Origin of the sequence: Bacillus sp. 2CMS4F, from assembly GCF_023161785.1 — a bacterium.
In the GTDB taxonomy this organism is placed as follows: domain Bacteria; phylum Bacillota; class Bacilli; order Bacillales; family Bacillaceae; genus Bacillus; species Bacillus halotolerans.
Genome location: NZ_JALNTO010000007.1, coordinates 89,192 through 113,640 on the forward strand (window position 1 = coordinate 89,192; position 24,449 = coordinate 113,640).

The following is a 24,449-nucleotide window of genomic DNA, read 5'->3' on the forward strand; positions in this document are numbered from 1 at the left end:
ATGAATTTTTATGCTTTCATATTGAAAAAAAATTACAAATTGACAGCGGTATGCTGAGCAATCGCTTGTTTCAGCTTACTGACGGCTTCTGTTATTTCATCCTTTGTCACGGTGAGCGGCGGCAGCAGACGAATCACGTTCGGTCCGGCCGGCAGTACGAGCAACCCTAATGTCTGCAATTCAGCAATGATGTCTGCAACCGGCCCATCACACTCAATTCCAAGCATTAATCCTTTGCCGCGGATTTGCCTCACAAAAGGACTCTTCAGTTCAGCCTCCAGCTGTTCTTTCAAAAACGCACCCTTATCAGCAGCCTCTTGCAGAAATTCAGGCTGGAATACAACCTGCAATGTTGCATTGACGGCGGCCATCGCCAGCATATTCCCTCCGAAGGTCGTTCCGTGAGATCCAGGAGTAAACGCTGCTCCCAGCTCTTTCTTGCCGATTACCGCACCGACTGGAAAGCCGTTCCCCAATCCTTTTGCAGCTGTGATGATATCAGGTGAGAGGCCGAAGTGTTCGTATGCGAAGCCTTTTCCTGTCCGTCCGATACCGGTCTGAATTTCATCTACGATCAGAAGCGCCTGCTTTTCCTTGCAAAATGACTGTACGGCTGTTAAAAATTCTGCACTGGCCGGATTGACTCCGCCTTCTCCCTGTACGGTCTCAAGCATTACCGCGGCTATGCCGTCTTCCTCCCCAAGAGCATCAAAAGCGGCAGGATCATTGTACGGGAGGTAGTGAAAGCCTTCCAGCATCGGGCCGAAGCCTGTTTTGATTTTATCCTGTCCGGTAGCTGCCATCCCTGCATAGGTGCGGCCGTGGAATGATTGAAGAAACGTGATGATTTTCGTTTTTCCAGTTGCTTTTCGCGCCAGCTTAATCGCGCCTTCATTCGCTTCCGCTCCGCTGTTGCAGAAAAAAACGAGATCTCCGGCACTGTTTGCTGCTAACTGCTGTGCCGCTTGCTCCTGAAGACTGTTTTCAAACAGATTGGATACGTGCCATACGCTGTCGAGCTGTTTTTTGACCGCTTCTGTGACCGCTTCATGGCAGTGGCCTAGGTTGGAAACCGCAATCCCTTGAATGAAATCGAGGTATGTTTTGCCGTTTTGATCCTCAACGCAAGTTCCCTTCGCTTTCTTTATCTCAATGTTCCACCGTCCGTACGTTTGAAACAAGCTGCTCATGAAACAGCCTCCTTTGCTTTGACGATTTTTGTTCCTTGAAATGTTTGATCTGAGAAAAACGATCCTTTTCCATTTACGATCATCACTTCTGATACTTGATCCGATAATGCTGACAAGGCTGAATTGACCTTTGGTATCATCCCGCCTGTGATCACTTCCTGTTTAATGAGAGTCTGAATTTCCTCAGGGGTCAGGATGTCGAGACGCTGTTTTTCCTTCATAATTCCTTCCACGTCTGTGACGAACATCAGCTTATCAGCTTTCAGCGCCCCGGCGACTGCCGAAGCCGCAAGATCAGCATTGACATTCAGTGTTTTGTAATCGCTCGTCAAGGACAGGGGCGCGATTACCGGGATAATGCCTTCATCCATCAGCGCGTTTACCATAGAGGCATTAACCTTTTTAATTTCTCCGACTTCCCCGTATGTGTCCGGATCAAGATAGTCTGCTTCGAGAAGGCCTCCATCCTTGCCGGACACTCCCGCAGCCCGGAGCCCGTGTTTTGCAAGCTCGGCAACGAAAAATTTATTCACTGAGCCGGACAGTACCATTTCAGCGACTTCCAATACCGGTTTGGTTGTTTTCCGCTGTCCGCCTGCAAATTCTGTTTTGATGTTTAACCGTTTCAGCATATGTGTGATTTCCGGTCCGCCGCCGTGCACGATTGCCAATTTCCATCCTGATTCCATCAATTCTTTCAGGTTTTGAAAAAATTCTTCCGACAGCTCACGGATGACACTTCCCCCGCATTTAAAAACGATTGTTTTCTTCATTGCGCTCCCCTTTATTACGTGCGATAGCTCGCATTAATTTTGATATAATCATAGGTCAGATCACAGCCCCATGCTCTTCCGTTCCCGTCTCCTTCATGCATCTTGATGACAATGGCAATCTCATCTCCTTCGAGATATTCTTTCGCGAGAGATTCAGAGAATGGCTGAGGCTCGTTGTTTTTAAACAGGCATTGGCCCCCGAGATAAACCTCTACTTCTTCAGCCTTCACCTGAGCCGCGCTGTGCCCGATAGCCCCGATAATGCGCCCCCAGTTCGCGTCTGTTCCGTATACAGCGGTTTTTACGAGGTTCGAACCGACAATTTTCTTGGCAATTACGTTTGCATCAAGATTGTTTTTCGCCCCTTTTACTTGGGCTTCGATTAGTTTTGTCGCGCCTTCTCCGTCTCTGGCAATCTCCTTAGCTAAATCTTCGCAAGCCATCAGAAGCGCTTTTTTAAAGAGCGGCCAGTCTTTATGATCTTCCGTAAGGCACTCATTTTCCGCGCAGCCATTTGCCATGACCAATACCATGTCATTGGTAGAGGTTTCTCCGTCAACTGTAATTTGATTAAAAGAGACGTCAGTGATGTCGCGGAGCGCTTTTTGCAGCGTTTTTTCTTCGATTGCCGCGTCTGTTGTCACAAACCCCAGCATCGTTGCCATGTTTGGGTGAATCATTCCGGAGCCTTTAGCCGCTCCGCCGATGGTGACTTTTTGACCGCCGATTGTCAGTTCATAGCACGTTTGCTTGATGACGGTATCTGTCGTTAAAATCGCTTCCTCGAAATCTCCAGATCCCGCAGGCGTTTCTTTCAAAAGCTCGATGCCGGCCTGAATGTTTTCCATATTTAAATGTTCGCCGATGACACCAGTTGAAGAAACGGCGACAAGCTCCGGCTCAATACCCAGCTGTAAAGCGAGGCTCTCCCGCATTTTGTATGCATCCTCTAAGCCCTGTTCCCCTGTACAAGCATTGGCAATGGCACTGTTGACAATGACTGCTTTCAGAGCTGATCCATGCTTTAAGCTGTCCTGTGTGACTTTAATCGGAGCCGCCTGAAAGTGGCTTTGCGTATAAACTGCCGCACTCACTGCCGGTGTCTCGCTGATGATGACGCCAAGGTCTTTTTTCGAGTAGCGCAGCCCGCAATGCACGCCCTTTGCCTGAAATCCTTTTGGCGAGGATACATCGCCTTTTACTTTCACTATTTGATCTTCACTCAACTGAATCATGGTTCGATTCTCTCCTGTTCTATGGATAAATTGGTGTCATGGTAAGACCTGTCTCTTCGTTCCAGCCATTCATGATATTGAAATTTTGTACTGCCTGCCCAGCGGCACCCTTCATCAGATTATCAATTACCGATACGATCGTGACCCTGTTCGTTCTTTCGTCGAGGGTAACGGATACATCGCAGAAATTGCTGCCGAACACTTCCTTCGTTTGCGGGAAATGACCCTTTGGCCTCACTCTCACAAAATATGAATCTTGGTAAAATTCCGAATATAAATCGTGCAGATCTTCTGCAGATAGGTCAGATGTTAATTGCGTATACATTGTAGCCATGATTCCCCTAGTCATCGGAACCAAGTGAGCAGAAAATGTAATAGCCTTCAACCCTGGCTGCCATTCTTTTAACGTCTGTTCAATCTCAGGGGTGTGCTGATGTTCATTTACTTTATAAATTTTAATATTGTCGTTAAGCTCAGAAAAATGGGTTCCCATGGATGCTTTCCTCCCCGCACCGGAAACGCCTGTTTTCGCATCAACGATAACGAACGATTCATCAAGCAGCTTTTGTTGAGCCAAAGGCGCGAGGCCCAGAAGCACAGCCGTCGGGAAACACCCCGGATTGGCGATGAGCTTCGCCTGCTGAATGTTCCTTTGATTCAGCTCCGAAAGACCGTAAACCGCCTCTTGAATTGTTTCTTTTGGTGCCGCTGTCCGTTTATACCACTTTTCATATACAGCAGGCTCTTGGATCCTCAGATCACCTGACAGATCAATAACCGGAATTCCCGCCTCTGCAAGCTGCGGAGTCAGTTCACTTGATACTCCCGGGGGCGCAGCAAGAAACATGACATCGATTTCCTGTTTGATTGTATTCATATCAATGGGCTTGAGCTTTTGCCCAGCCAAGCCGGTAAGATGAGGGTAAGCATTACTATAGACCTTTCCTTCCCCGCTGGATGAATAAAGTATACATTCTTCTGCATGAGGATGATGTGTAAGAATCCTGACAAGTTCGGCGCCTCCATAACCCGTAGCGCCTACAATTCCTATTTTCAAAACGAATTCACCTTCTTGGTCTTTGTGAAATTATTTAACATTATAACATGAATAAAAATTAATTCAATCGTATATTTAATATTTTTATTCATTTATAAATTTTCTGTTCAATAAAAAAACCTGCTCATAAAAAGCAGGCATAAATCGCTTCAAGTTGTTGATCCGGCGCCATTTACAGCTGCATAAAAAAACAGGCTGACCGTGTCAGCCTGTTTTCATCATCATCAATCCGCTCAGAAAATATAGAATAGAGCTTGTATAAAAAATCATTTGCACCGTAAAAAAGTCGGCGAGAAAACCGCCGAGCATAATGGCAGCCGCTGAAAAAACAGCGGTCCAAAAATGATAATTCCCAATCTTTTTTCCGCGTTCCCCGGTGTCTGTAAAGTCGGCGATTAATACTTTTTCTCCGTGTTTTTGCATCGCCCCAAAGAGACCTAACAGCACTTGCACGATGTACACTTGAAGAACGCTGTTTACATGCGGGACATACAAAAGCAGAACCGCCATGCCCCATGAGTTCGCAAGCAGATAATAGCGGCTGTCGATCCTTTCAGAAAGCCGGCCGAGGAGCGGGTAAATGAGCGCTCCGCTCAGTCCGAATAATCCGTAGGAAAACCCGAACTGCGTGTAGCTTGAGCCGATATTCTTCACAAACAGAATATAAAACGGAAAGATTAAACTGCTTGCGAAAAACACGCTGCTTTGTGAAAGTGTCAGCCATTTTAATTTGTTTTTCCCCATTATTTATACCTCTGATAAAAGTAATTCATAAACCGCTCATCCGGATCATACGTCTTTTTTTTCTGAAAAAACGCTTCGCTTTTCGGATACGCCTGTCTCATTTGCGCTTTTGTCTGATATGTCATATACGGCAGATAATAGCTTCCTCCGTGTTTGAGCGCAACGTCTGTCATGCGCCTGATGATTCTCGCAGCGTCAGCCTGGTCTTCTTTTGAAAAGCCCTCGTTGATTAAAAGCACGAGCGAAAACATATCATCCTTCGCATAAGACAGGTCGGCCTTTTCGTTTTTTTGCACATACCGGATCGTGATATTAAGCAGATTCAGGTCTTCGTGTGACAGCGTTTGTCTCAGGTCATCAATATAGGAAGCGTACTCCTTCACCGGCACAAAGTATTCCTGCAGCACGTCTGTATTTTCATTGTTTTCGTATTCGAGAAATTTTGATTCTGACCGCATGACGTTATTCCGTGAGATCTTTGTTCCATTTTGGCTTAGAAAATAGGATTGCTGGGTGTTCCACAGCCAGTTTCTGCCCCACCCGTACCGTCTTGACAGGCCGAGCGCGAATTTCGTCACCTGTGTATGCTCATCCTTTTTGAGATCGCTGTAAGATGTCAGCTGATCCTGCTCGTCTGATAATACGTAATTTGTGACATACATGTCTTTCAGAAATCCTTTTTCTGCTGTTGAGATGCGAGCGAGGTGCATGCGGACACCGGGATTGCCTTTGACATGCTTTGTAAAATAGTCAGCGTATGTACTGTAGTTCATTTTTTCCGTCTGCATGACGTACAGCTCGTCATCCGTTAATTCAAGCTCAGCATCGAGAATCACGCCAAAAAGACCGTACCCGCCGATGACTGCTGAAAATAAGTCATCTTTTGGAGTGACGGTGACAATTGTGCCGTCGGCTTTTAAAAGACGGAATGATTTGACTGTATCAATCAGCGACCCATAGCGGATATCACGCCCGTGGGCATTGGCGCTGAGAGATCCTCCGATTGTAAAAATATTTTGTGACTGCATGACTTTTACCGCAAGCCCGTATGGATTTACGTATTTCTGTATGTCATTCCACGTCGCCCCGCTTTGGACCCTGATGGTTTTTTTCTCTTTATCGAAAGCGAGGATTTTGTTGTAGCCTGTCATGTCGAGAACGATGCCGTCCTCGTAATATGTATGGCCGCCCATCGAATGCTGGGTTCCGGCTATTGAGATTTTTATGTTTTTTCGATTGGCCTCTTTGACTGTGTCAATGAGGTTATTTTCTTCCTGCCCTTTCACCGTCTGCTTAATTTTCACCGGCATCAAGCGGCTGACATCGGTCATCTCGCTGGAGCCGCTTTTTTGCTCTGAGTGAACAGAGTACGCAAACAGGGCCGCATACGCACCGGTGCACAGCGCGAATGCAAGCAATTTCTTTTTCATGGCGCTCTCCCTGCTGTTTTTTATGGCCATTATACCATGTTTGCGTCCTCTTTTTTCCAGATTATCGTCTTGCCCGTTTTTCAGCGCGGCGGTCAGCCACGATAAAACAAGCGTGAATGGCGCCCGGCAGCCAAAAGATGCATGTCAATATGAGATTGAGAAGTGCCTGAAATGGCTTTCCCGTAAACAAAACAGCAAGCGGCGGGCATAGAACGGCAAGCAGGTACATCATTTTGCTTCACTCCTTTTCAGCTGTAAAAAGGACAGCCTCACAGTAAGGCTGTCCTCTTTTGTTTTATTGTATGCCAAGCGCGATTTTTGCATATCTTGACATTTTGTCCCGAGTCCACGGCGGATTCCACACAATGTGAACTTCCGTCTCTTTCACTTCCGGAATGTCCGCAAGCGCTTTTTTCACTTCATCAACAATAATCGGCGCTAAAGGGCATCCCATTGACGTCAGTGTCATTGTGACGTGCGTTAAGCCGTCTTCATCCATATCAACATCGTATACTAACCCGAGGTTTACGATATCAACGCCAAGCTCAGGGTCGACAACCTGTTCCAGGGCGCCCATAATGTTTTCTTTTAATGCTTCTTCCACATTCCCTCACTCCTTTTTTCTACAGTATAACGTAAATCCGGCCTGTGTTTACACCTTTGTGCTTTATAAATGCGTTTCAAACCATTCAACGGTTTTTAACACAGCGGCCCGCGGCACTTTGTGATCGGCTCGTTCATCCGCAATAAACTGGAGATGTTCCGGCTGCTCGCTGTAATAAGATTTAATCGTGTCATAAAATTTCCGGGTCGGCGCGTAAGGCACGACTTGATCTTTAACGCCATGCCAAAATAAAAGCGGGCGCTGGCGAAGTTTCTCCGGCTGAAGGCTGAGATCCAGCACTTTAAGGCGCTCCATGAGCTCCCGCACCCTTTCCTCCGGCACATCGATATCGATGCCCTGAGATTTGATGTGGTCGATCTGCTGCTGAAACAGCTCGACATAATTCGGGCTTCCCATCAGGCTGACGCCGGCTTGTACCCAGTCATAAACCGTTAAGGCGCCAAGCGTTGTAATGCCGCCCATTGATGTACCCGCAAGCCCGATACGGCCGCCGTCTATCAGGCCTTCCTTCTCAAAATGGTTCTTGAGTACTTCAAGCTCTTCAATCTCGTTTAGCACGATGTCCCAAAAATGGCCGGCCAGCTTTTCAACAGCCATTTGCTCTCCCCGTTCACCATGGTGCAGCGCCTCCGGCAGAACGGCTCTAAAGCCCTTCTCCGCAAGCAGATAAGCAATATGAAGGTTGTGTTCCTTTGCGCTTGTAAAGCCATGTATAAAGAAAACAAGAGGAACGGCACGGTGCCTGTTCTCTTCTTTTACAATATGTAAAAACGGAATGCCGGAAACGGTTTGATTTTCAATTTGAATCACAATGTCCCCTCCTTAGGATAACCATAATCATAAGTGTAACATGTAGACAATAAAGATGGTAAAAAGCTACACTGTAATTAAGGCAACTCACGTAAAATCTAAGGTTAAAGGAGCTTTTCATGGAGACAAAACCCTATGTAATCGCATTAGATTTAGATGGAACATTATTAAAGGACGATAAAACAATATCAGAAAACACCCTTCAAACGATACAGCGCCTAAAAAATGACGGACATTACGTCTGCATCTCCACCGGCCGGCCGTACCGTTCAAGTTCCATGTACTATGAGCAGATGAATCTGACAACGCCGATCGTCAATTTCAATGGAGCGTTTGTCCACCATCCGCAAGATGACAGCTGGGGACGGTATCATACCTCACTGCCGCTTCAAGTTGTCAAACAGCTTGTGGATATCAGCGAGACCTACAATGTACATAATATACTTGCTGAAGTCATCGATGATGTGTACTTCCATTATCATGATGAGCATCTGATTGATGCCTTTAACATGAACACAACAAATGTCACCGTAGGCGATTTGCGTGAAAATCTCGGTGAGGATGTCACATCTGTGCTCATCCATGCGAAAGAGGAAGATGTGCCAGAGATACGCGCTTATCTAACAGATGTGCACGCCGAGGTGATTGATCACAGAAGATGGGCAGCCCCGTGGCATGTGATTGAGATTATTAAAAGCGGCATGAACAAAGCGATTGGCTTGCAGAAAATCAGCGATTACTACGGCGTGCCGCGAGAACGGGTCATCGCTTTTGGCGATGAAGATAACGACCTGGAAATGCTTGAATTTGCAGGATGCGGCGTCGCCATGGGAAATGGAATTGATGCAGTCAAGCAGATCGCTGACAAAACGACGGGTTCCAACGAAGAAGATGGGGTCGCCCAATTTTTGAAAGAATATTTCTCAATATAAAGAGCGGAGTGTTTTAATTTTTCCCACTTATAAACCTTTACCCGCCCCAGCATACTATGGGAGACGACTCATCTCGTCAAAGTATGGAAGGGGGCAGTCTCACAATGGGTAAACGAAGCAAATCCAGAAGGTTTATTCAGCAGGGTAAAGACTCCATCGGGCTACACGCCGCAAGATTTCCATATCGGGCTACATTAGAAGAAGCTCACCAGCATGCCGCGGCACGAGATTCGGCCGAAAGACAGGTTGAATATTAAATGAGAAACGAACTGTTTCAGCAGGCGAAATCATTTGTTCAACAGGCTGTCATGGTGACAAACGGCTTTGAAGAAGGCGATCAGGAGCAAGCGATTCTGAGGGCCAAAAATGCTGTGTCTTCTGCGTATGCCAATTCGACAGATGCGGAGCGTCAACAGCTTCATCAATTTCAAGATCAACTGGATAAATTGCAATAAAAAAGGGCTATGGCGATTCGCCATAGCCTATTATTTGACCTCAAACTGCTGAACAGCCTGGACCTGCTTAAGATTCTCCGCTCTGCCCTTAAATGTCACCTTCACCTCGTATGTTCCCGGCTCCGGTACTTCCTTCCATTCATCAGTGAAATCATAGGTTTCTCCCGGTTCAAGCGTCAGGTTTTGAAAAGCCTGTGTAAACATTTTGTCTTTCGAATAACGGTATCTTTCTTTGTGATCTGAATCGTACACGACAAGTTCAAATTTTTGCCCCGTGCTGAATTGAAACTCCACCCTGCGTTCGCTTTGGTTCTTCAGTGACATGTTAAATTTGATTTGTTCAGGCTCCTGAATTGCGTCAACAGATAAAACAACCTCTTGATTCTCCATTCCGCCTGATACCTCCTTATCGGGTTCTGTCTGCTCATTTTTCCCGCAGCCTATTAATAGCACCACAGGCAAGAGCATCACAAGCAGCCGTTTCACGACTTCCACCTGCTTTCGTCAGTCTTTTCTAAAGAAACCAAAAATCCCGGTCGTTTGGACAATGTTTGTAAATGCTTTCGGGTCCACTTCTTTTACGATTTTTTCTAAATCGTACAATTCATACCTCGTGATGACGATAATCATCATTTCTTTCTGCTCGTTTGTAAAAGCTCCTTTGGCTGGGACAGTCGTTATGCCCCGCACCATTTTTCCATAAATGGCTTCTTTGATTTCGTCCGCTTTTTTCGTCACAATCATTGCTGTCAGCTTCATGTGCCGGGTATGAATCGCGTCGATCACCCTCGTTGTCACATACAAAGTAACAAGGGTATATAAAGCTTTCTCCCAACCTTGCAATAATCCTGCCGTCAGAATGATAATCCCGTTCAGAATAAAGAAATACGTGCCGACGGGTTTATCCTTCCACTTGGCCAGCACCATAGCGACGATATCAAGGCCGCCTGTCGAAGCGCCGTACTTTAATGTTAAACCGATTCCGACCGCGGAAATCACGCCGCCGAATACCGCATTCAGCAGGATGTCATGAGACAGTCTCATTTCCGGCAGGATTCCCATAAACAATGTGGTCAGTGCGACACTCAAAATGCTGTACACCGTAAACGATCTGCCGACCTTCAGCCATCCTAAAATACCGACCGGAATATTTAAGAGGAACAAGAGCGTTCCCGTCGATATGTAAAAAGGGGCATATTGGTCAACGACGCTTGATAAAAGCTGGGCGACACCCGTGAATCCGCTGGCATATACATCTGCCGGAATCAGAAATAAGTTCAGCCCGGCCGCATTAAGTAAGGCCCCGATGATGACGATGAGTAATTTTTTTGTTTGATCTAGTACCATGGCATGTTCCTCCGCTCATTCTTCTTTATTATGTTTTCCCTTAAAACAAATATTTGAACACGATTTTGACAAATTAATATGATATAGTTGGCTTAAATCACATGATGACGAGCGATAAACGGAAAGAAGGGAAGCAAAATGACAGTTCATCTCATCGCTGACAGCGCCGCTGATCTGCCTCGTTCTTATTTTGAGGAAAACGGCATTGGCTTTATCCCGCTTAGGGTTTCTCTCGGCGACAAAGAATATGAAGATGCAGTCACGATTCATTCGGAACAAATATTTGAAGCGATGCAAAATGGGGAAGCGCCAAAGACGTCCCAAGCCTCACCGCAAACAATTAAAAATGTATTTTTGCAATATGCCGAAACAGGAGAGCCCGCACTTTACATCGCTTTTTCCTCAGGACTCTCCGGCACCTATCAGACAGCCGTCATGATCGCCAATGAAGTGAAGGAAGAATTCCCCGATTTTGATTTGCGGGTGATTGATTCCAAATGCGCTTCATTAGGGTGCGGTCTGGCCGTCCGGCATGCACGCGAACTCTGTATCAACGGAAATACAATACAAGAAATTGAAACGTCTGTAAAGAGCTTTTGCGCACAGCTTGAGCACATTTTTACAGTCGATGATTTAACGTACCTCGCCCGGGGCGGCCGAATTTCAAAAACGTCCGCTTTTGTCGGCGGTCTGCTCAATATTAAACCGCTTCTTCATATGGAGGACGGCAAGCTTGTGCCTCTTGAAAAAATCCGCGGACAGAAAAAGCTGTTCAAACGGATTATTGAATTAATGAAAGAGCGAGGAGACAATTGGAGCGAACAAACCGTCGGAATCAGCTATGCCGCTAACGAAGGAACAGCCAATGAAATGAAACACTTGATCGAAGACGCGTTCAAGCCGAAAGACATCATCATGCACTCCATCGGCTCTGCTGTCGGATCCCATTCCGGGCCGGGCACACTGGCCATATTTTTTCTCGGTAGATCATAAAAAAACAGCCAGGCTAAAAAAGCCCTGGCTGTTTTTTCATTTTTATTGAATTCCGACTGCGTCATATGCCTTTTCGACAGAAGCTGATTGCTTCGAGTCTTCACCGTATAAATCATTGGCAGCTTCGATTGCCGCTTGCTTCATCATGCTGAAGTCTGAAGAAGGCGTTACATAATATGTCAAAGCCCGGTAATAAATTTGCTCACAAGCTTCACGCCCGATCCCCTCAACCCGCACATCATGGTGCACGCCGCCTTCTGCGAGAAGATATGCCGCTTTATTGTGGATCGACGAATTGATATGCACCCCGCCGTAATCCTCTGTGCCCGTATACCGGTTTGAATAATGATCCGGATTCCCCTGCTTGGAAGGGTCGTCTAATGAACGTAAAGCATCCCCGCGTACATCCGGCGTATATACATCCTCGCCGATTTCCCAGTCATCCCGGTCTGTCATCGCCGCCATAATATCAGAAATGGATTCGTTTAACGCGCCGGGTTCTCCCTGATATAAAAGGCCTGCGGAATACTGGGTGACCGCGTGTGTCATTTCATGCGCCACAATGTCGAGCGATCCGGACAGCGGCTTAAACTTAGCGCCGTCACCATCCCCGTACACCATCTGCACACCGTTCCACGCCGCATTGTTCCACTGTGTTCCCACATGTACGGTAGACGTAATTCTCGCGCCGTTTTGATCAAAAGAATGGCGGCCAAACGTGCCGCTGTAATAGTCGTAAACGGTTTGTGCATTTGCATGGGCATCTACAGCCGCCGGGTCATGAAATACGGACGTGCCGCTGACCACTTCACTGCCTGTATACCCGATCAATTGAGACAAAAGGGTAAACAAGGTTTCGTTCAGGTTCTTTGCGTCAAAAGTATTTATCCCTTTTCCCCTTGTTTCGTCAGCCAAATAATAACGCCCATTCTGTTCAGTTACTTCAAAGCTTTTTTCTTCTCCTGATACGCCGATCCCCGTACCGGCTGCTTCATGAATGGCATTAAAAGAATCGATGACCTTTCCGCTTTTGGCATTGATGAAATAATGCCAATATCCAGGCTCAGGTTCAGACGTCGAAAGTCTCACAAGGTAGGCAAGATCATATGCGCCTTCGTGCGGATAAATATATAATTCGGCTTTCGGTTCTCCGTCAACATACTCGATTTTTCCAATGGAGGCCTCAAGCGCACGGCGCGCTGTATGTATGGCTTTTTTCTTAGATACAGACGGTGTGACAGATATGTCATTTATTTGCGGGTGCACCTTCCCGAAGAAACTTTTCACTTGTTTGTTTTCCTTCATCGCGACCGCCTGTCCAAAGCCGTAAACAGGAATCCCTTTATACACTTCCTCTAATTTAAAAAATATTTGTTTTGTCTTTGAATCCTTTATTGTTTTGGAAATGCGAAAATGGCTGTTCGCGTTTCCTTTGAGCTTAAAATAGGTTTGTTGCTTGTCCAGATATGAAAATAGCGCTTCTTTCTGCGTTAGGTTTTGAGCTGGCTGCCATGATGGCTGTGATTTTTCGATGATGTATGAAGGGGTTTGATACGTATGGTCGTATTTGATGCTTTGATCTGCTGAGGCATTTGATGCAAAAACACATTGAGCCGCCGTGCATAAGCCGGCCATAAACAGAGATGTTTTGAACAGTGTACGCAAAACACCACATCCTTCCTGTTTTTTCGTTCATCCTAACAAAAAAACCGAAACTTGTATGTGGTGCTTCGTTCCTATTTTCAGGAAAAAGAAAGAAGGACAGAGGTTTCGCTCCGTCCTTCAGCTCCTATTCTACCAGTTTTTTATTCACGTAAATAATAACCCCTGCGCCATATGCCAAAATAAGCGGCGGAATCAGCTGCTCCTGGCCTTGAAATGAGATAAAGCTGTTCAGCAGAATGAACAAACCGGAATTCAAGAAAAAGTAGCCTGCTATTCTGGCCAGCCGATCCTTATCCCGGATACGTGCCTCATTAAACCCCGCCAGCATCCACGTCTGTTTTTTGATCCCGACAAAATAGGCTACCACAAAGAATAAAAGCGAAATGACAATTAATAGATAATTGATGCTGATCTCCATATTACAGCCTCCTACAACATTACTTGACGTTTAAATAAAGAAAAAAAGCGGCACAGCTAACCACAATCAGCAGAAGGACGACGAACGCATTGATGAACGGCTGCACAAGAAGCAGAACAGCCAAAAACAGCAGATAACCCGCACCGACCCTAGAAATCGTAACAATCTCATGTTGAGAGCGCATTTTGTTCTTTCTTACGCCCGCAAACATCATTAACTTCTTACGCTTCCACACATAGCCTGCGAGCACCGCCAAATAAAGAGCCAATGGCACATATCTGTATGAGGGCGGCAGCAGCGGCAGGAGTATGATTACAGCAATGAGAAAAACTGAAAGTCCGCTTTTTCCTAACACAGAACCCCTCCGTTTCTGTTCCTTCCCTTCACCCATCATCGCTTCGGCAAGCTCTTTCGGATGAGAAAACTCATTTTCGACAGCTTCCCGCAGATCCTCTACACTATGGCCGGCATTCATTCTGTCTTGTACAAAAGCGGTTAAATGGCCCTTCAATTCGGCTATCGTGTTTTCTCTCTCTACTTCAGGCATATTCGCCAGCTCAGCGTTTAGTTCCTCCGTATAGCGGTCAATGATGTGCTGTGCATTCATAGCAAATCCCCCGATAAAGACAATAAAGCTTGATGGGTTTCCAGGTACTTCTCCAGCCGTTCTTTTAACATCTCTTCTCCTTTTTGCGTCATTTTGTAGTACTTCCTTTTCGGGCCGTCCAAAGAATCTTGCCAAAAAAATTCGACCCAGTCCTTCTCCGTCATCCGTTTCAAAATCGGATAAATCGCACCCTCTGAAATAGCCAGTGCCGGGGTTGTTTTTAAGGACGATGTCAGCTCATAACCATACATCGGTTTTGAGCGCAGCAGGGATAAAATGGCCAGCTCGAAAATCCCTTTGCGAAATTGAACAATCCAGCGGTCGTTAATTTGATTCGTTTTCATGGTTTAAATATATCGAAAAAATCACTATATATCAATGACATATAGCTATGAAAAATGTCCTATTTTTCCCATTAACAAAAATGGAATTTCTCATACTTTTTAACCTTTTTATTACAAAAATGTTTTTATATTATGAAAAGTAAGAAAAATGAATTTCTTCAGTTTAAAAAGGAGCAGTCGAATGCAGAAATCGATATCATTTTTTATCATTTTTTCAGTCCTCTGGGGGTCTTTATTTCTGTTTTCCATCATTGGCAGCTTAGGGACAACCCCGATTCCGCTGACAAAGGACTCCAAATTTCTCATGTCCAGCGTCATTCCTCAAGGCTGGGGCTTTTTCAGCAAAAACCCCCGCGATACCGCCATCGGCTTATATGAAGATGGAGATGCCAGCGCCAAGGTCAGATGGCCTAATATGAGGGCTGATAATCTATTCGGCCTGTACCGTTATGGGCGATCGCAGGGCGTAGAAATGGGCGTGATCTACAGCCAAGTCGGAAAGGAACAGTGGACAGAATGTAAAGAAACGGACCTGAGTGCCTGCAAAAGCAAAGCCAAAACCGTTCAGCTGCAAACACCGGCGCCCCGCCCGCTGCTTTGCGGCAGCTATTATTTGACGAAAGAGGACATCGTTCCATGGAGCTATTCTAAATACACCGCTTCATCTTATCAGGTCAAAAGCATAGTCAAGGTTGTGATCTCATGCTCGAAAACATAAAACAGACCATCACCGGATGGGACAAAAAAAACCCGTGGACAAATGTATACGGACTCGCGCGAAGCATTATTGCTTTATCCAGCCTGCTGACGCTGCTTGTTAATCATCCGAGCCTCATTATGAAGCCAGCCAGCGGAATCAACAGTTACCCTGCTTGTAAAATGAATCTCAGTCTCTTTTGCCTCGGCGAAAATAACTATATGATGTTAAATCTGTTCAGGTGGGTCTGTATTGCCATTCTGGTGCTTGTTGTGATCGGGTGGCGCCCCAGAATCACCGGGATTCTCCATTGGTATGTCAGTTACAGCCTGCAGTCGTCGTTAATTGTCATCGACGGAGGCGAGCAGGCAGCCGCGGTTATCACATTTTTGCTGATTCCTATCACGCTGACTGACCCGAGAAAATGGCATTGGAGCAGAAGGCCTGATGATCCAGAGGGCCAAAGAACAATTGGAAAAATCACAGCTTTTATTTCTTATTTTGTCATCAGACTCCAAGTAGCGGTGCTTTACTTCCACTCTACTGTCGCTAAGCTGTCTCAGCAGGAATGGGTGGACGGAACGGCCGTCTATTATTTCGCCCATGAAAAAACCATCGGCTTCAACGGCTTTTTCCAGGCTTTAACGAAGCCGTTTGTATCAAGTCCGTTTGTGGTGATTCCGACATGGGGGACGCTTCTCGTTCAGATTGTCATCTTTGCGGCACTGTTCGCGCCGAAGAAGCATTGGAGATTGATTTTAATCATCGCTGTTTTTATGCATGAGATATTCGCGGTTATGCTGGGTTTAATCAGCTTTTCACTCATCATGGCCGGCATTTTGATATTGTATCTCACTCCAATTGATTCCACGTTTCAATTTACATATATACGCAGACTGAAGTGGAATAAAAAAGAAAAGAAGGGAGAGGTTTCAGTTTGAAGAAGGCGTTTCTTGTATTTTTGTCGGTTGTATTGGTGACAACAGTGTTTTTGGTGAAGCAGCAGGAAAGTGTAGCACAGGCGAAGCAGCTTGAGTATTCAGGTGAAGAGATTTTTAAAGGGTTTGTGTTTGCTCAGGGTGAAGTGGGCAAAAAGCTTCCAGAGGTATTTAATAAAGCCATGACTGACAAGCTCAACACAAAACAGGCAAAGGCTTTTGCCAATCAGGTTGTTGCTGATATCAAAAAAGAGGATGCTGACTTTTTTGACAATCTGAAGAAAGCTGTTTACAGCAAAGATGCAATGAAGGTGGATGAACTGCTGAAAAAAGCAGGTCAAATCGTTGAAGAAAAAGTAGAAGTTGCAAAGGACATCGCCGCGTCCAAGGATGATACGTCCAGAGTTCAAGCCGAGCTCGTCAACACGGTCGATACCGCTAACTATTTCTATTATGTTTCTTATGTTGCCGCAGCCGGTGCGCTGATTCTTGTCATTCTTGCCATTGATATTACGCCGATCGCGATTTCAGACAATGTGGATCGCGAAATGGCAATCAGAACGCTGGTTGATGAATTAAATTAGAATTAAAAAAGGCTCGCTCCGCAGTTCTGCTGCAGGCGAGCCTTTTTCATGCACTATTTTTTCTCGTATGTCCAGCCGTCTTCCTGATACACTTTTCCGTTTTTCATTAAGTGGCCAAGCGCCCGTTTAAAGGCAGCCTTGCTCATGTTAAAACGTTCTTTGATATCATCAGGCTGGCTTTTGTCGCTGTACGGCATGGCGCCGTTTCTCGTTCTTAAATACGTTAGAATATACTCGGCATCAACAGACAGCGCATCCTGCTTTCTCGGAAGAAGCGACATATTCACTGAGCCGTCTTCCTTCACTTGAATCACTCGTCCTGTCACTCTTGAGCCGAGTCTTGGCTCTTCTTTTCTTTCTGATGAATGAATAAAACCGCGGATTCCGTCATCCGTAATGATGAACGATCCTGAAGCGATCAGCCTGTACACCGTTCCGGTCAGCTCTTTATTCATCAGGTCGTCTGAAGCGTCCGTAAACAGCTCGCTGATGATATCCTCTGGTGCGGGTTTGGCAAACATGCGCCCCCGATTCGTCACCTTCAGCATACAGTAGAGCTTATCCCCTTTTTGCGGCCAAACATCTTCATACGGCGGCAGATGCTCTGTTGCGACAAGCGCGTCTTTTGAGAGGCCGACATTGACAAATACGCCCATATCCTCTACCGTGTCCACTACCTCTACCCAACCGTATTCATCCGCGCTGATGACCGGAATTTTCATCGTTGCTGCGAGCCGTTCCTGCTGGTCAACGTATATAAAGACCTCTACCTCATCTCTGTCTTCTATATCCTCTGTCACTTCACTGTTATGTAAGAGAATCGTATCTTCTCCATCGGTTAAAAAGTAACCGAAGTCAGTTTCGTGATCTATACTCAAGGTTAACTGCTGCCCTGGTCTCATGCTATCGTCCTTCCTCTTCCCGCTGATTTCACTGCGGATCTTGTTAACATTTTTTCCAATCATCACAAATTGATTCTTTGTTCTGTTGGAAGTTTCTCTTTATTCTACTATAATCAACACATAAGTTAAATGTTATGGAGGTTTTCATATGGCAAAAGAAAGTTCATTTGATATTGTATCCAAGGTGGAACTCCCTGAAGTGCAAAACGCGATTCAAATCGCACTGAAGGAAATCAGCACACGCTATGACTTCAAAGGGAGCAAAAGTGACATTTCATTAGATAAAGAAGAGCTTGTTCTTGTTTCCGATGACGAATTCAAATTAAGCCAGCTCAAGGATGTGCTTGTCAGCAAATTGATCAAGCGCAGCGTGCCGACAAAAAACATTGATTACGCCAAAATTGAGAACGCGTCCGGCGGCACCGTACGCCAGCGCGCAAAGCTTGTTCAAGGGATTGACAAAGACAACGCCAAAAAAATCAATACCATCATCAAAAACTCCGGACTGAAAGTAAAATCTCAAGTGCAGGATGATCAAGTGCGTGTCACCGGAAAAAACAAGGATGATCTTCAGCAGGTCATCGCAGCAGTTCGAGGTGCTGATCTCCCTATTGACGTTCAATTTATAAATTTCAGATAAATTTTCTGATTCCTATTGATTATTGTCTTTATTTTCGGTAAATTTGGAGAAAGGGAAAATGCCAGGCATCTTTTGGCAGCCCCTGAACATGTAAAATTTCATATCCGTTCTTATCAAGAGAAGCAGAGGGACTGGCCCGACGAAGCTTCAGCAACCGGTGTAATGGCGCAATTGCCATGACCAAGGTGCTAAATCCAGCAAGCTCGAACAGCTTGGAAGATAAGAAGAGACAATATCACTGACAAAGTCTTCTTCTTAAGAGGACTTTTTTTATTTCTCTTTTTTCCTTGCTGAATGTGAATAAAGGAGGCAGACAATGGGACTTTTAGAAGATTTGAAGAAACAGGTGTTAATCGGTGACGGTGCAATGGGCACGCTGCTTTACTCCTTCGGAATAGACAGGTGCTTTGAGGAGCTTAATCTTTCAAAACCTGAGGAAATTCAGCGTATACATAAAGCCTATGTCGAAGCGGGAGCAAACATCATTCAAACCAACACGTACGGAGCGAACTATATTAAATTATCGAGACACGGCCTTGAAGATGACATCAAAAAAATGAATCAGGAGGCTGTAAAAATCGCGCGGGCTTCCGCCGGCGATGCGTATGTGCTCGGGACGATGGGCGGCATCCGCACGTTTAACAAAAATGCGTACAGCCTTGACGAAATCAAACGAAGCTTTCGCGAACAGCTGTATTTACTGCTGCATGAAGAGCCGGACGGTTTGCTGTTAGAAACGTATTATGATTTGGAAGAAGCCCGTGCAGTGCTGAAAATTGCCCGAAAAGAAACCGATCTTCCGATTATGCTGAATGTATCCATGCATGAGCAGGGCGTACTTCAGGATGGAACGCCGCTTTCTGATGCGCTGCGCTCGGTTGCGGATCTCGGTGCCGATATCGTCGGCATTAACTGCCGGCTCGGCCCTTACCACATGATTGAAGCGCTCAGTGAAGTGCCGATTTTTGATGACGTGTTTTTATCTGTCTATCCGAACAGCAGCCTCCCCTCTCTCGAAGAAGGCCGGCTCGTATATGAAACTGACGACACGTATTTTCAAAACAGCGCGGCTGAGTTCCGCAAGCAAGGCGCGCGGATTATCGGCGGCTGCTGCGGCACCACGCCAAACCACATCCGGGCTATGGCAGAGGCTGTGGGCGGACTCGCCCCCGTTACGGAAAAGCATGTAAAGGTTCGGGCAAAGGAATTGGTGACTGTTCAGCACGAACGGACAGAGCCGGGATTAAATGAAATTGCTGCGGAAAAGCGCTCAATTATTGTTGAGCTGGACCCGCCGAAGAAATTGAGCTTTGACAAATTTCTGTCCGCCGCTGCTGAATTAAAAGAAGCGGGAATCGATGCCCTGACGCTCGCCGATAACTCACTGGCAACCCCGCGGATCAGCAATGTTGCCTGCGGCGCCCTTGTCAAGCAGCAGCTCGATATGCGGTCTCTTGTCCATATTACATGCCGGGACCGAAACATTATCGGCCTCCAGTCACATTTAATGGGACTCGACACATTAGGGCTGCATGATGTGCTGGCGATTACCGGCGATCCTTCTAAAATCGGTGATTTCCCGGGTGCAACGTCTGTCTATGATTTAACATCCTTTGATTTAATCAGGCTGATTAAACAGTTCAATGAAGGGCTGTCTCTGTCCGGAAAACCGCTCGGAAAGAAAACCAATTTCTCAGTGGCCGCTGCTTTTAATCCAAACGTCCGCCATCTCGATAAAGCCGTAAAACGGCTGGAGAAAAAAATAGACTGCGGCGCCGATTATTTTATCTCACAGCCCGTCTATTCAGAGCAGCAGCTTGTCGATATCCATAATGAAACAAAGCATTTGAAGACTCCGATTTATATCGGCGTTATGCCGCTGACAAGCAGCCGGAACGCTGAGTTTATCCATAACGAAATTCCGGGCATCAAGCTGTCCGATTCCATCCGCGAAAAAATGGCGCGCGCCGGCGAAGATAAAGAGAAACAAAAGGCGGAAGGCCTTGCGATTGCACGCTCCCTGCTGGATACTGCCTGCGAACTGTTTAACGGCATCTATTTAATCACGCCTTTTCTCAGATCCGACCTGACCTCGGAACTTACTTCTTACATTAAGCAAAAAGATGAACAGCGTCAGAATATTTATTTGCATTAACATCGCTTTCTAAGACTGTCCGAACCAATTGGGCAGTCTTTTTCAAACCCGATTCGTGTTACGATATAGAAAATAAATCACATAAGAGGAGGAACATCATGCTTGAAGTGAAAACCATTCCCGCAGAGGATACATATGAAATCCGGCACCGCATTTTGCGTCCCCATCAATCAATTGAACAATGCAAATATGAACAGGATCAAGCAGAAGGCTCTTTCCATCTCGGCGCTTTTTTTGAAGGAACGCTGATCAGCATCGCTTCCTTTTCTCCCGAGAATCAGCCACTATTGACTGATTCACCCGCATATCGGCTTAGAGGCATGGCAACGCTCGAAGAATACCGTGATCAAAAAGCCGGAAGCACACTGATCACATACGCGGAGCAGAAGCTGGCCGATATGGGCGTGCAGGCGGTCTGGTGCAACGCAAGATACCATGTGAAAGGCTATTATGAAAAGCTTGGCTGGAAAGAACTTGGCGAGCCGTTTGAGATTTCCGGCATTGGCACCCATATTGTGATGTACAAAAAAACAGGAACAAGCAGGTGATGACATGCATTCAGCGATTGAGCTGATTCAGCTTACTGAAAAACATGTGCCCGGCCTATTGCGTCTGTCCCGGCAAGCCGGGTGGCCGGATTACAGCGAGCGAGAGCTGCAGTTGCTTGTAAAACATGGACGCTTCTTCGGGTATCAAAACAGCCAAGAAGACATCATCTCCTGCATCGGTTTGTTTTTGTATGGCCGACTTGCTTCTATCGGACTCGTTATCGTCGACAACGAGTACAAACGGCGAGGCCTGGGGCGGCGGATGGTGAACGCATGTATCAGCCAAGTCGATGAAAACACCGCCATCATGCTTTGCGCCACGAAGGAAGGTTTGCCGCTTTATGAAAAAGCTGGTTTTCAAACAGCGGGTTCAATCCGCAAATACAGCTGTCAAAGCTTCAAGCCGCTTACAAAGCAGCACGGCATTGAACTGACATCTTTTACAGAAAAGGATTTTCCGGAATTAATCGCGGCTGATCAAGCCGCCTTTGGCGGAGACAGAGCAGCACTTCTGCATCATTTGATCTCCCAATCAGCAGAATGTGTAATTGCCAGAAATAATGAAGGCACATTCATTGGCTATGGCTTATCTGCACAAACACCGGCCAATCTGAAATTAGGCCCGCTTATCGCACCGTCACCGGGTCTCGCTGCTGTATTGGTCAACAGGCTGGCCGCAGGAAAACAAGGACCCATCCGAATCGACGTGCCTGGGGAAAGCCCGTTGCTGCATGACAGCCTGGAAGCAATGGGCTTTCACTTAGACGATGAGCCCCCGCTTATGATGTACCAAAAAAAGACGCTGCCTGCACGAAACAGACAATTATTCGCTGTCATCTCACAAGCGCTCGGTTAACCCTTTTTTACCCGAACAGGAAGATTCTGTTCGGTTTTTTTAATGCCTTCAGGGACACTCTAAGCAGAAGAAAAGGAGTGTGCTTTGAGATGGAAACATCAAAACAAAATAACGGAATGACGATTGTAGCTATCGGTTCAATCCCTTTAATATTAACCCTTGGAAACTCTATGCTTATTCCCATACTGCCAAAAATGAAATCTGAACTTCATTTATCCCAATTTCAAGTCAGTCTCGTGATCACGGTGTTTTCCCTGATTGCGGCGTTTGCGATTCCGATTGTCGGCTATCTCGCAGACCGGTTTTCACGGAAAATCATCATTATTCCCTGCTTATTTTTGTATGGAGCAGGCGGATTGCTGGCCGGGTTTGCGGCAGGTTTTTTTGACAATGCTTATCCGTGGGTCATGGCTGGCCGGGCTCTTCAGGGTATCGGAGCAGCCGGAACGGGACCGATTGCGATGGCGCTGTCAGCGGACCTATTTAAAGGCGCACAGGAAAGCAGAGTGCTCGGCCTTGTTGAAGCGTCAAACGGAATGGGGAAAGTTCTATCGCCGATTATTGGCTCACTTATCGCCCTGATCGTTTGGTATGGCGCATTTTTTGCCTTTCCTGTGTTTTGTATCATTTCAATCGTGCTGACTTGGATTTTTATTAAAGAAAAGGAAAAAGAAAAAGAACCGCCTCCTATCGGAAAATATGCAAAAGGGCTGTTAAGTGTATTTAAGCATGAAGGCAGATGGCTGTTTACCGCTTATTTAGCCGGGGCTACCTGTTTGTTTACCTTATTCGGCATTTTGTTTTACCTATCAGACGTACTGGAAAAAACATACGATACAGACGGCGTCAAAAAAGGGCTGATTTTGGCGATTCCCCTTTTGGTCATGTGTGTGACATCCTATACGACGGGCAGCAAAATCGGACAAAAGCAATCGTTAATGAAAAAACTGATCGTCATCGGTTTAGCGTTTATGACTGTGTCTTACGCGGCACTGTCATTCATTGAAAATCTCGTCCTGTTTATCAGCGTTCTCGTGCTGAGCAGTATCGGTTCAGGCCTTGTCCTTCCTTGTATAAACAGCTTTATCACAGGCGCTGTCGGCAAAGAACGACGGGGTTTTGTGACATCGCTGTACGGATCAGTGCGTTTTCTGGGGGTGGCGATCGGGCCTCCTATTTTCGGGCGCTTGATGCAGTGGTCAAGACCCGGCATGTTCTTAAGCATTGCGGGTTTGACACTGGTTGTCGGCATTCTTGTGCTTACGCTGATTCATGTCAAACAAAATAAAGACGAGACAAATGAAAAAGAAGAGCCTGCAATGAACGGCAATCGGCTTCAGCCGGCTGAGGAAAGGTAGCGTCCGGTTTGAAAATCGAACGGATCGAGACCTTTCCGCTCTTTCACCGATTAGAGAAACCTTACGGAGATGCAAACGGATTTAAACAATACCGGACATGCTATCTGATTAGAATTATCACAGAAAGCGGCATTGACGGCTGGGGAGAGTGCGCGGATTGGCTCCCGGCCCTGCATGTCGGTTTCACAAAACGAATCATTCCCTATCTCTTAGGTAAACAGGCAGGCAGCCGCCTGCCTTTAGTGCACACAATCAAAAAATGGCATCAGCGGGCGGCATCGGCTGTAAGTATGGCACTGACGGAGATTGCGGCAAAAGCGGCAGGTTGTTCCGTATGCGACATGTGGGGCGGACGGTACAGAGAAGAACTCCCTGTATATGCCTCTTTCCAATCATATTCAGACCATCCGCAATGGATCAGCAGCTCGCTTACGAATGTTGAAGTTCAATTGAAACAGGGCTTCAATCAAATCAAAGTCAAAATCGGCGGGACAACCTTTGAGGAAGATGTGCGGCATATCACTGCCCTGCAAAACACGGCCGGCAGCTCTGTTTCTATTATTCTGGACGCAAACCAAAGCTACGATACAGCAGCAGCTTTAAAGTGGGAGCGTCTTTTTTTGAAATGGGCCAATATCAGCTGGCTGGAAGAGCCTCTGCCTTTTGACCAGCCGCAGGATTACACTTTGCTGCGGAGCCGTTTATCCGTTCCTGTCGCCGGCGGAGAAAATATGAAAGGCGCGGCACAATTTGCGCCTCTCCTCTCACAGCGCTGCCTGGATATTATTCAGCCTGATGTCATGCATGTCAATGGAATTGATGAGTTTCGCGACTGCCTCCAGCTCGCGCGTTATTTCGGTGTGAGAGCGTCTGCCCATGCCTATGACGGCGCTCTTTCCCGGCTTTATGCTTTATTTGCGCAGGCCTGTCTGCCTCCGTGGTCAAAAATGGAGAACGACCAAATTGAACCGATTGAGTGGGACGTAATGGAGAATCCTTTTACAGAACTGATCAGCCTTCAGCCTTCAAAAGGAATCGTACACCTCCCGAAAGGAACAGGGATCGGCAGAGAAATCAATATGGAGATCATCAATCGGTATATGTGGGATGGTTCAGCGTTTTAAGCTGTACTATCCCTTTATTTAT

Annotated in this window: 28 protein-coding genes, 1 pseudogene and 1 riboswitch; of the genes and pseudogenes, 13 read left to right on the top strand and 16 right to left on the bottom strand. The window is 46.3% G+C overall.

The features are described from left to right. Window positions 1-32: 32 nt before the first annotated feature. The 9 genes from MTN95_RS12115 to MTN95_RS12155 all read right to left on the bottom strand — a co-directional run bounded on the left by MTN95_RS12115 (window position 33) and on the right by MTN95_RS12155 (window position 7,864). Window positions 33-1,190, bottom strand: coding sequence for an acetylornithine transaminase (locus MTN95_RS12115; RefSeq protein WP_227598267.1), 1,158 nt, complete (start codon window positions 1,188-1,190; stop codon window positions 33-35). Beyond that, window positions 1,187-1,963 carry an acetylglutamate kinase gene (argB, locus tag MTN95_RS12120; RefSeq protein ID WP_044156412.1) on the bottom strand — a complete coding sequence of 259 codons (777 nt, stop codon included), beginning with the start codon at window positions 1,961-1,963 and terminating at the stop codon, window positions 1,187-1,189. Before argB ends, MTN95_RS12115 begins: the two co-directional genes overlap by 4 nt. 14 nt (window positions 1,964-1,977) lie before the next feature. Beyond that, window positions 1,978-3,198, bottom strand: coding sequence for a bifunctional ornithine acetyltransferase/N-acetylglutamate synthase (gene argJ, locus MTN95_RS12125; RefSeq protein WP_106022360.1), 1,221 nt, complete (start codon window positions 3,196-3,198; stop codon window positions 1,978-1,980). A 19-nt stretch (window positions 3,199-3,217) separates the two neighbouring features. Then, complete coding sequence (gene argC, locus MTN95_RS12130; RefSeq protein WP_248338293.1) at window positions 3,218-4,255, bottom strand: N-acetyl-gamma-glutamyl-phosphate reductase; 1,038 nt, start codon at window positions 4,253-4,255, stop codon at window positions 3,218-3,220. A gap of 204 nt (window positions 4,256-4,459) precedes the next feature. Beyond that, on the bottom strand, window positions 4,460-4,999 hold the full coding sequence (locus MTN95_RS12135) for an MFS transporter (RefSeq protein ID WP_044156416.1): 540 nt from the start codon (window positions 4,997-4,999) through the stop codon (window positions 4,460-4,462). After that, the gene (locus MTN95_RS12140) at window positions 4,999-6,429 is read right to left on the bottom strand and encodes an FAD-binding oxidoreductase (RefSeq protein WP_248338295.1); all 1,431 of its coding nucleotides are present in this window, start codon (window positions 6,427-6,429) and stop codon (window positions 4,999-5,001) included. Before MTN95_RS12140 ends, MTN95_RS12135 begins: the two co-directional genes overlap by 1 nt. Window positions 6,430-6,490: 61 nt before the next feature. Continuing rightward, window positions 6,491-6,661, bottom strand: a complete 171-nt coding sequence (locus MTN95_RS12145; protein WP_003224527.1) for a YqaE/Pmp3 family membrane protein — start codon at window positions 6,659-6,661, stop codon at window positions 6,491-6,493. 63 nt (window positions 6,662-6,724) lie between these two features. Further along, window positions 6,725-7,033, bottom strand: a complete 309-nt coding sequence (locus MTN95_RS12150; RefSeq protein WP_003224525.1) for a metal-sulfur cluster assembly factor — start codon at window positions 7,031-7,033, stop codon at window positions 6,725-6,727. A gap of 63 nt (window positions 7,034-7,096) precedes the next feature. Continuing rightward, window positions 7,097-7,864 carry a prolyl oligopeptidase family serine peptidase gene (locus MTN95_RS12155; RefSeq protein WP_248338297.1) on the bottom strand — a complete coding sequence of 256 codons (768 nt, stop codon included), beginning with the start codon at window positions 7,862-7,864 and terminating at the stop codon, window positions 7,097-7,099. Between the two features lie 119 nt (window positions 7,865-7,983). On the opposite strand from MTN95_RS12155, the gene MTN95_RS12160 reads away from it, so the two are divergent. From MTN95_RS12160 to MTN95_RS12170, 3 genes are all read left to right on the top strand, one after another. Next, entirely contained in the window at window positions 7,984-8,796 is an 813-nt protein-coding gene (locus MTN95_RS12160; protein WP_248338299.1) for a Cof-type HAD-IIB family hydrolase, read from the top strand. 104 nt (window positions 8,797-8,900) lie between these two features. Next, window positions 8,901-9,053, top strand: a complete 153-nt coding sequence (locus MTN95_RS12165; protein ID WP_181185655.1) for a hypothetical protein — start codon at window positions 8,901-8,903, stop codon at window positions 9,051-9,053. Beyond that, a complete protein-coding gene (locus MTN95_RS12170) occupies window positions 9,054-9,251 on the top strand; it encodes a DUF3813 domain-containing protein (protein ID WP_003224518.1) in 198 nt (65 codons plus the stop codon). A gap of 30 nt (window positions 9,252-9,281) precedes the next feature. Here the strand turns inward: MTN95_RS12170 and MTN95_RS12175 are convergent, their stop codons facing one another. Next, window positions 9,282-9,737, bottom strand: a complete 456-nt coding sequence (locus MTN95_RS12175) for a BsuPI-related putative proteinase inhibitor (protein WP_312842977.1) — start codon at window positions 9,735-9,737, stop codon at window positions 9,282-9,284. Between the two features lie 18 nt (window positions 9,738-9,755). Further along, window positions 9,756-10,598 carry a YitT family protein gene (locus MTN95_RS12180; protein WP_024120888.1) on the bottom strand — a complete coding sequence of 281 codons (843 nt, stop codon included), beginning with the start codon at window positions 10,596-10,598 and terminating at the stop codon, window positions 9,756-9,758. A gap of 138 nt (window positions 10,599-10,736) precedes the next feature. Between MTN95_RS12180 and MTN95_RS12185 the strand changes: the two genes are divergently transcribed. Next, window positions 10,737-11,591 (top strand): DegV family protein, encoded by an 855-nt coding sequence (locus MTN95_RS12185; protein ID WP_227598273.1) that lies wholly within the window; start codon window positions 10,737-10,739, stop codon window positions 11,589-11,591. A gap of 42 nt (window positions 11,592-11,633) precedes the next feature. On the opposite strand, the gene MTN95_RS12190 is transcribed toward MTN95_RS12185, so the two are convergent. The 4 genes from MTN95_RS12190 to MTN95_RS12205 all read right to left on the bottom strand — a co-directional run bounded on the left by MTN95_RS12190 (window position 11,634) and on the right by MTN95_RS12205 (window position 14,625). Further along, on the bottom strand, window positions 11,634-13,256 hold the full coding sequence (locus tag MTN95_RS12190; protein WP_248338301.1) for a M4 family metallopeptidase: 1,623 nt from the start codon (window positions 13,254-13,256) through the stop codon (window positions 11,634-11,636). A gap of 124 nt (window positions 13,257-13,380) precedes the next feature. Continuing rightward, window positions 13,381-13,674: a DUF3784 domain-containing protein gene (locus tag MTN95_RS12195; protein WP_024120885.1), complete on the bottom strand. Its 294-nt coding sequence runs from the start codon at window positions 13,672-13,674 to the stop codon at window positions 13,381-13,383. Between the two features lie 19 nt (window positions 13,675-13,693). After that, the gene (locus MTN95_RS12200) at window positions 13,694-14,281 is read right to left on the bottom strand and encodes an HAAS signaling domain-containing protein (protein ID WP_105990577.1); all 588 of its coding nucleotides are present in this window, start codon (window positions 14,279-14,281) and stop codon (window positions 13,694-13,696) included. Next, window positions 14,278-14,625 carry a PadR family transcriptional regulator gene (locus MTN95_RS12205; RefSeq protein WP_010333707.1) on the bottom strand — a complete coding sequence of 116 codons (348 nt, stop codon included), beginning with the start codon at window positions 14,623-14,625 and terminating at the stop codon, window positions 14,278-14,280. Before MTN95_RS12205 ends, MTN95_RS12200 begins: the two co-directional genes overlap by 4 nt. 181 nt (window positions 14,626-14,806) lie before the next feature. Here MTN95_RS12205 and MTN95_RS12210 point away from each other — a divergent pair, with 181 nt between their 5' ends. Genes MTN95_RS12210 through MTN95_RS12220 form a run of 3 tightly spaced genes read left to right on the top strand, consistent with a single transcriptional unit; the run spans window position 14,807 to window position 16,844 of the window. Beyond that, complete coding sequence (locus MTN95_RS12210) at window positions 14,807-15,343, top strand: SdpA family antimicrobial peptide system protein (RefSeq protein ID WP_024120883.1); 537 nt, start codon at window positions 14,807-14,809, stop codon at window positions 15,341-15,343. Further along, entirely contained in the window at window positions 15,328-16,263 is a 936-nt protein-coding gene (locus MTN95_RS12215) for a sporulation-delaying protein SdpB family protein (protein WP_248338303.1), read from the top strand. Before MTN95_RS12210 ends, MTN95_RS12215 begins: the two co-directional genes overlap by 16 nt. Then, entirely contained in the window at window positions 16,260-16,844 is a 585-nt protein-coding gene (locus tag MTN95_RS12220) for a sporulation delaying protein family toxin (RefSeq protein ID WP_248338305.1), read from the top strand. The genes MTN95_RS12215 and MTN95_RS12220 overlap by 4 nt, the downstream gene beginning before the upstream one ends. A gap of 53 nt (window positions 16,845-16,897) precedes the next feature. Here the strand turns inward: MTN95_RS12220 and MTN95_RS12225 are convergent. Then, window positions 16,898-17,796, bottom strand: a pseudogene (locus MTN95_RS12225) (CvfB family protein). A 98-nt stretch (window positions 17,797-17,894) separates the two neighbouring features. Here MTN95_RS12225 and MTN95_RS12230 point away from each other — a divergent pair. From MTN95_RS12230 to MTN95_RS12255, 6 genes are all read left to right on the top strand, one after another. Then, window positions 17,895-18,386 carry a YajQ family cyclic di-GMP-binding protein gene (locus MTN95_RS12230; RefSeq protein WP_044156433.1) on the top strand — a complete coding sequence of 164 codons (492 nt, stop codon included), beginning with the start codon at window positions 17,895-17,897 and terminating at the stop codon, window positions 18,384-18,386. A 107-nt stretch (window positions 18,387-18,493) separates the two neighbouring features. Next, window positions 18,494-18,612, top strand: a riboswitch (SAM riboswitch). Window positions 18,613-18,702: 90 nt separating this feature from the next. Further along, window positions 18,703-20,541: a bifunctional homocysteine S-methyltransferase/methylenetetrahydrofolate reductase gene (locus MTN95_RS12235; RefSeq protein WP_105953748.1), complete on the top strand. Its 1,839-nt coding sequence runs from the start codon at window positions 18,703-18,705 to the stop codon at window positions 20,539-20,541. Window positions 20,542-20,639: 98 nt separating this feature from the next. Further along, the gene (locus tag MTN95_RS12240; protein ID WP_248338309.1) at window positions 20,640-21,089 is read left to right on the top strand and encodes a GNAT family N-acetyltransferase; all 450 of its coding nucleotides are present in this window, start codon (window positions 20,640-20,642) and stop codon (window positions 21,087-21,089) included. A gap of 4 nt (window positions 21,090-21,093) precedes the next feature. Further along, entirely contained in the window at window positions 21,094-21,945 is an 852-nt protein-coding gene (locus MTN95_RS12245) for a GNAT family N-acetyltransferase (RefSeq protein WP_248338312.1), read from the top strand. Between the two features lie 89 nt (window positions 21,946-22,034). Beyond that, on the top strand, window positions 22,035-23,303 hold the full coding sequence (locus tag MTN95_RS12250) for an MFS transporter (protein WP_044156438.1): 1,269 nt from the start codon (window positions 22,035-22,037) through the stop codon (window positions 23,301-23,303). Window positions 23,304-23,311: 8 nt separating this feature from the next. Then, the gene (locus tag MTN95_RS12255) at window positions 23,312-24,427 is read left to right on the top strand and encodes a mandelate racemase/muconate lactonizing enzyme family protein (RefSeq protein ID WP_248338314.1); all 1,116 of its coding nucleotides are present in this window, start codon (window positions 23,312-23,314) and stop codon (window positions 24,425-24,427) included. Window positions 24,428-24,449: the final 22 nt, after the last annotated feature.

Coding starts and splice junctions, on each gene's coding strand:
- MTN95_RS12115 (WP_227598267.1), bottom strand. CDS start 1,190: ATGAGCAGCTTGTTTCAAACGTACGGACGGTGGAACATTGAGATAAAG.
- argB (WP_044156412.1), bottom strand. CDS start 1,963: ATGAAGAAAACAATCGTTTTTAAATGCGGGGGAAGTGTCATCCGTGAG.
- argJ (WP_106022360.1), bottom strand. CDS start 3,198: ATGATTCAGTTGAGTGAAGATCAAATAGTGAAAGTAAAAGGCGATGTA.
- MTN95_RS12135 (WP_044156416.1), bottom strand. CDS start 4,999: ATGGGGAAAAACAAATTAAAATGGCTGACACTTTCACAAAGCAGCGTG.
- MTN95_RS12140 (WP_248338295.1), bottom strand. CDS start 6,429: ATGAAAAAGAAATTGCTTGCATTCGCGCTGTGCACCGGTGCGTATGCG.
- MTN95_RS12145 (WP_003224527.1), bottom strand. CDS start 6,661: ATGATGTACCTGCTTGCCGTTCTATGCCCGCCGCTTGCTGTTTTGTTT.
- MTN95_RS12160 (WP_248338299.1), top strand. CDS start 7,984: ATGGAGACAAAACCCTATGTAATCGCATTAGATTTAGATGGAACATTA.
- MTN95_RS12165 (WP_181185655.1), top strand. CDS start 8,901: ATGGGTAAACGAAGCAAATCCAGAAGGTTTATTCAGCAGGGTAAAGAC.
- MTN95_RS12170 (WP_003224518.1), top strand. CDS start 9,054: ATGAGAAACGAACTGTTTCAGCAGGCGAAATCATTTGTTCAACAGGCT.
- MTN95_RS12180 (WP_024120888.1), bottom strand. CDS start 10,598: ATGGTACTAGATCAAACAAAAAAATTACTCATCGTCATCATCGGGGCC.
- MTN95_RS12185 (WP_227598273.1), top strand. CDS start 10,737: ATGACAGTTCATCTCATCGCTGACAGCGCCGCTGATCTGCCTCGTTCT.
- MTN95_RS12195 (WP_024120885.1), bottom strand. CDS start 13,674: ATGGAGATCAGCATCAATTATCTATTAATTGTCATTTCGCTTTTATTC.
- MTN95_RS12200 (WP_105990577.1), bottom strand. CDS start 14,281: ATGAATGCACAGCACATCATTGACCGCTATACGGAGGAACTAAACGCT.
- MTN95_RS12205 (WP_010333707.1), bottom strand. CDS start 14,625: ATGAAAACGAATCAAATTAACGACCGCTGGATTGTTCAATTTCGCAAA.
- MTN95_RS12210 (WP_024120883.1), top strand. CDS start 14,807: ATGCAGAAATCGATATCATTTTTTATCATTTTTTCAGTCCTCTGGGGG.
- MTN95_RS12215 (WP_248338303.1), top strand. CDS start 15,328: ATGCTCGAAAACATAAAACAGACCATCACCGGATGGGACAAAAAAAAC.
- MTN95_RS12230 (WP_044156433.1), top strand. CDS start 17,895: ATGGCAAAAGAAAGTTCATTTGATATTGTATCCAAGGTGGAACTCCCT.
- MTN95_RS12235 (WP_105953748.1), top strand. CDS start 18,703: ATGGGACTTTTAGAAGATTTGAAGAAACAGGTGTTAATCGGTGACGGT.
- MTN95_RS12240 (WP_248338309.1), top strand. CDS start 20,640: ATGCTTGAAGTGAAAACCATTCCCGCAGAGGATACATATGAAATCCGG.
- MTN95_RS12245 (WP_248338312.1), top strand. CDS start 21,094: ATGCATTCAGCGATTGAGCTGATTCAGCTTACTGAAAAACATGTGCCC.
- MTN95_RS12250 (WP_044156438.1), top strand. CDS start 22,035: ATGGAAACATCAAAACAAAATAACGGAATGACGATTGTAGCTATCGGT.